Here is a 4,711-nt window from a genome sequence, read left to right on the forward strand (position 1 = left end):
GTTTATAGATTAAAAAAGCAATATTATAATATATGTAAATATAAAAAGTATTGCGGTTAACATACTTTATAAATTTATTAATAAAATATTCGATAATAATTTATATAATTAATCGAGGATTTTTTATGAACCTAAATTCCGAAAAATCGGTTTACGAATATACATATTTTTTGCTTGACGAATTCAGCGATTATTTGCAAACATTAAATTACGCAGCGTTTACGATAAACAGCTATAATAAAGATTTGCGCGAGTTTATAACTTTTTTGAAGAAAAGAAATATTTTATTTGAAGAAGCGAATCATTATACCGTGAGAGATTATTTAGGATTTTTACAAAGAAAAAGATTAACCAGAGCGACAATGTCGAGGCATTTATCTTCGATTAGAAAATTTTATAAATATCTTATAAGAAACGGCTATTCGGATAAGGCAAAAATAATAACTATGAGAAATCCGAAAAGAGAAGAGCATTTGACAAGATTTTTAACGCTTTCGGATATGGAGGAAGTTCTTAATATAAGAGACGGCGACAAATTTACATTAATCAGAGATAAAATGATGGCTTTGTTTATGTATACTATTGGTTTGAGAGTATCCGAACTTGCATCAATAAAATTAAGTATGATAAAAAAAGGCGATAAATATTTAAGAATATTGGGAAAAGGTTCAAAATTCCGAGATATTCCGCTTCTTCCGATTATATACGATAATTGGGATAAATATATGAAAGCGAGAGCAATTATAGAAAAAGAAAATAATATAAACTGCGACAATCTTTTTGTTAATAGATTTGGAAATCCGATAAGCGACAGAAGTATAAGAGTTTCCATGAAAAGATTAATGAGAAATTCGCATTTGGCTCGGGATTTTTCACCGCATACTTTAAGACATACTTTTGCAACTCATCTTCTTATTAACGATGCGGAAATAAAAGGAGTTCAGGAATTATTGGGGCATGAAAGCATTTCAACTACTCAAAGATACACTCATATTACAAACTCGAGAATGTTTGAAGTTTATAATAAATTTCATCCACATTCGGAGCATTAATTATTTAAAAAACACTTGACTTTTTTTAAAATAATTACTATAATATTAAATAAATGATATACCAATTTGTTTTGTTCTGGTTTGATTTTATATAGGAGGGTGCTTAACGGCATCCTCTATTTTTGTTTTATATGATTTGTCATTCGCTCTGCGTCCCTGCGGGAACTAGGCATTGAAAATGCCGAAGTAATCCAATTAAAAATTTTAAAAATTTAACTTTGTTAATAGTGGATTGCTTTGCCTACGGCTCGCAATGACAGATTAGAAAAGGTTGCAATGACTAAATTTTTAAAAAAAATTTTATTTAAACTGTTGACAAAAAATTCTAAATATCGTATAATTTGCTCATAGCCGAAAGGAAAAAATTCGGACTAAATCTATTTAACAAGGAAATAAATTCTCATGAAGAAACGAAACGAAACGAAACGAAACGAAACGGTTATTATTGTCTTTAATCAATAATTCTTTCAAAATATTTTTAATCTCATTATTATCATTAACATTATTATTTTCAATTAGCTGCAGTAATGAAGGAACGACAGGCGGTGGAACAAGAACATTGTCCTATTATGCTGGCAATTGGTTTAGCAACCCTGATGGAAATAACGAAACACATTTGCTTACAATAAATTCTGATGGTTCACTCATAGTTAAAAAAGAATATAATAACACCAAAGATACGCAAATTTCTTCAACTTCTATAACGAGAAATAGCGATACAAGTTATACTTTTGAATATTATGACAGCAGTCAAGGTAGTAAAGCTAATATCACTTTAACTTTTAGTAGCGACACTCAAGGAACATTTACGGGTAATTATCCTGAAGCACAAAATCAAGAAGACCCTTTAACAATTACTAAAAAATAATAAGTTTAATAAAAGCAGATAATATGATTTAATTCACACACTCAAGAACGGGCGAGGAAAAAACTTCGTCCGTTGTTTTTTAAATTCGTCATTGCGAGGTTTTGTAAAAAACCGAAGACTTAAGTCTTCGGTTTACCTGCGGATTACCACAACTTATTACGAAAACTCGTAATGACAAAATAAAAATCTAGATATTTTATTTTTATTCTTCGCTTAAAATTTTTCTTAAAACTTCATTAACGAGTTTCGGATTTCCCTGTCCTTTTGTCGCTTTCATTGTTTGTCCGACTAAAAAACCGAACGATTTTTCTTTTCCCGCTTTGAAGTCGGCTACGGATTTTGGATTGTCGGCAAGAACTTTTTTAATTATGCTTTCAAGTTCTCCCGTATCGCTCATTTGTTTCAAGCCTTTTTTATCTACAATTGCCGAAGGAGATTCTCCCGTTTCGCACATATCTTCAAAAATTTCTTTGGCTATTTTTCCGCTAATCGTTCCATCGTCTATTAGTTTGAAAATTTCGGCTATATGTTCGGGCTTCGGTTTGAAATCTTTTATAGTTTGCAATTTTTTATTCAAATAGGCGTTCACTTCAACCATTATCCAGTTGCTTATTTTTTTAGGCTGTTTAGGATAGGCTTTAACCGCCGCCTCGTAATAATCTGCAAGTTCGGGTTCTTCGGTTAGGACGATTATGTCTTGGTCTGGCAAATCGTAATCTTTTTTTAATCTCTCTCTTTTTTTCTGCGGAAGTTCTGGAAGTTCTTTTCTTGCGCTTTCAATTTCTTCTTCTTTAAGAATCAAAACGGGAATATCGGGGTCTGGAAAATATCTATAATCCGCCGCTCCTTCTTTTGAACGCATGCCTTTAGTAGTATTTTCTTTGGCGTCATAAAGTCTCGTCTCTTGAAGAATTTTCTCTCCGTTATTTAATGCCTTTATCTGCCTTTTAATTTCGTAATCTATTGCAAGTCTGACATTTCTAAAACTATTCATATTTTTTACTTCGGTTTTAACTCCGAGTTCTTTGCTTCCTTTCGGTCTTATTGAAACATTAGCATCGCAACGAAGAGAACCTTCTTCCATATTGCAGTCGGAAACATTTATATATTGAAGAATCTTTTTTAATTCGGTTAAATATTGATAGGCTTCCTCTCCCGTTGAAATATCGGGTTCGCTTACGCATTCTATCAAACAACAGCCAGCGCGATTCAAATCGACATAACTTAAAGGTCTGCCCGTATCGTCATGCACCAATTTTCCCGCGTCTTCTTCCATATGTATTCTGTTTATTCTGACGCTTTTATTATAGGAAGAACCATCCTCGTTTAAAACCGTTATATCTATATGTCCTTCCGTGCAAATCGGTTCGTCCATCTGCGTGATTTGATAATATGAAGGCAAATCGGGATAGAAATAATGCTTTCTTGCAAATCGGCTCACTTTTTGTATATTGCAATTTGTGGCGATTCCCGCTTTTATAGTTTTATGAACCATCTCTTTATTGACTATCGGCAAAGTTCCTGGATGCGCCTGACATCTTGGGCAAGTTAAAGTATTTGCGGGCGCTCCGAAAGTATTTGGGCATGAACAGAAAGCCTTTGTTTTTGTATTTAATTGAACATGCACTTCCAATCCTATGACTGCTTCATATTCCATATTAATATCCTAATTAAAATTTATTTTTATATATTTTATATCTTTTAAAATATATTTTCAAGGTTTATATTAAGCTAAAAATTATTAAAACCGTATAAACCTAAAATGCCCGTAAATATAATCGCTTCAATAATTATAATCAAATAATTCATTTTCTCATTTCCTTTTGATTTTATTTTTTATATTGTATTTTAAAATAATCCAGCCATTTTTTGAATTTATCCTGCCACGCTAAACAAGTATCTCTTAAATATCCTCGTTCTTTTTTCCATTCATTTAACCCGCGATAATAAAAAAGTTTTAAACTATCGTCTATAATAAAAGGAACTATATTATGCTTCAAACATTCTTTAAACATAATCAGTCTTCCTATTCTTCCGTTTCCGTCTTGAAAAGGATGAATAATTTCAAACTTATAATGAAAATCGAGAATATTATCGAACGATACTAAAGAAAGCGAATTATACCAATCGAGCAATTCTTTCATTTTTTTTGAAACTGTTTCAGGCTTCGCCGTTTCTTTTCCGCCAACTTCGTTTGGTAATTTTTTATAATCTCCGACTTTAAACCAGTCGAGTCTGCTTCCGCTCGTTCCGTTTTTTAATGTTTTATGCAATTCTTTTATAAATTTTTCCGATATTGTTTTTTTCGCCGATTCGATAATCATATCTATGCATTTAAAATGATTAACAGTTTCGACTATATCGTCCACATTTAAAGATTTATTATTTACGCCTATAGTATTCGTTTCAAAAATATATCTCGTCTGCTCTAAAGTTAATTTACTGCCTTCGATATGATTAGAATTAAAAGTTAAATTTATTTGAACTTTATGATATATTCCGCCCGCGATTTTATTCTTTTTTTCGGCTTGAAGTATCGCAAGCAAAGTTTCTGGCTTAAAAGATTTTTTATTTATACGATTCGGCTTTTTAGCGTTTTTTGGAATATTCCAAGTTTTGCCGATTAAAAAAGCTCCGTCTATTTTTCCTTTAGCGCAATAATTACGAATAGAACTTTCGGACATATTCCATTTTTTTGCGATTTGCGATACAGATAAATAATTCATAAATTATATTATATTATTTTATTAGAAAAGTATCAATCGTAATAAAAATATAATCAGATTATTTA

Annotated in this window: 4 protein-coding genes; 2 read left to right on the forward strand and 2 right to left on the reverse strand. The window is 31.2% G+C overall.

Translation table 11 applies throughout. The annotated features are described in order from the left end of the window. The first annotated feature begins 125 nt into the window (after nucleotides 1–125). Together ACR0QS_RS11210 and ACR0QS_RS11215 are read left to right on the forward strand one after the other, a co-directional pair. The gene (locus tag ACR0QS_RS11210) at nucleotides 126–1,052 is read left to right on the forward strand and encodes a tyrosine-type recombinase/integrase (protein WP_432633536.1); all 927 of its coding nucleotides are present in this window, start codon (nucleotides 126–128) and stop codon (nucleotides 1,050–1,052) included. Between the two features lie 445 nt (nucleotides 1,053–1,497). Then, nucleotides 1,498–1,920 carry a hypothetical protein gene (locus tag ACR0QS_RS11215; protein ID WP_432633537.1) on the forward strand — a complete coding sequence of 141 codons (423 nt, stop codon included), beginning with the start codon at nucleotides 1,498–1,500 and terminating at the stop codon, nucleotides 1,918–1,920. A 202-nt stretch (nucleotides 1,921–2,122) separates the two neighbouring features. Here the strand turns inward: ACR0QS_RS11215 and gatB are convergent, their stop codons facing one another. Both gatB and ACR0QS_RS11225 read right to left on the reverse strand, forming a co-directional pair. Continuing rightward, complete coding sequence (gene gatB / locus ACR0QS_RS11220) at nucleotides 2,123–3,577, reverse strand: Asp-tRNA(Asn)/Glu-tRNA(Gln) amidotransferase subunit GatB (RefSeq protein WP_432633538.1); 1,455 nt, start codon at nucleotides 3,575–3,577, stop codon at nucleotides 2,123–2,125. Nucleotides 3,578–3,749: 172 nt separating this feature from the next. Continuing rightward, the gene (locus tag ACR0QS_RS11225; protein ID WP_432633539.1) at nucleotides 3,750–4,646 is read right to left on the reverse strand and encodes a Fic family protein; all 897 of its coding nucleotides are present in this window, start codon (nucleotides 4,644–4,646) and stop codon (nucleotides 3,750–3,752) included. Between the last annotated feature and the right edge of the window lie 65 nt (nucleotides 4,647–4,711).

The sequence above is a fragment of the Brachyspira sp. genome, assembly GCF_050873525.1.
Lineage (GTDB): Bacteria > Spirochaetota > Brachyspiria > Brachyspirales > Brachyspiraceae > Brachyspira.

What these genes read in the sequence shown, in the direction of transcription:
- ACR0QS_RS11210 (WP_432633536.1), top strand. Translation starts at nt 126, where the DNA reads ATGAACCTAAATTCCGAAAAATCGGTTTACGAATATACATATTTTTTG.
- gatB (WP_432633538.1), bottom strand. Translation starts at nt 3,577, where the DNA reads ATGGAATATGAAGCAGTCATAGGATTGGAAGTGCATGTTCAATTAAAT.
- ACR0QS_RS11225 (WP_432633539.1), bottom strand. Translation starts at nt 4,646, where the DNA reads ATGAATTATTTATCTGTATCGCAAATCGCAAAAAAATGGAATATGTCC.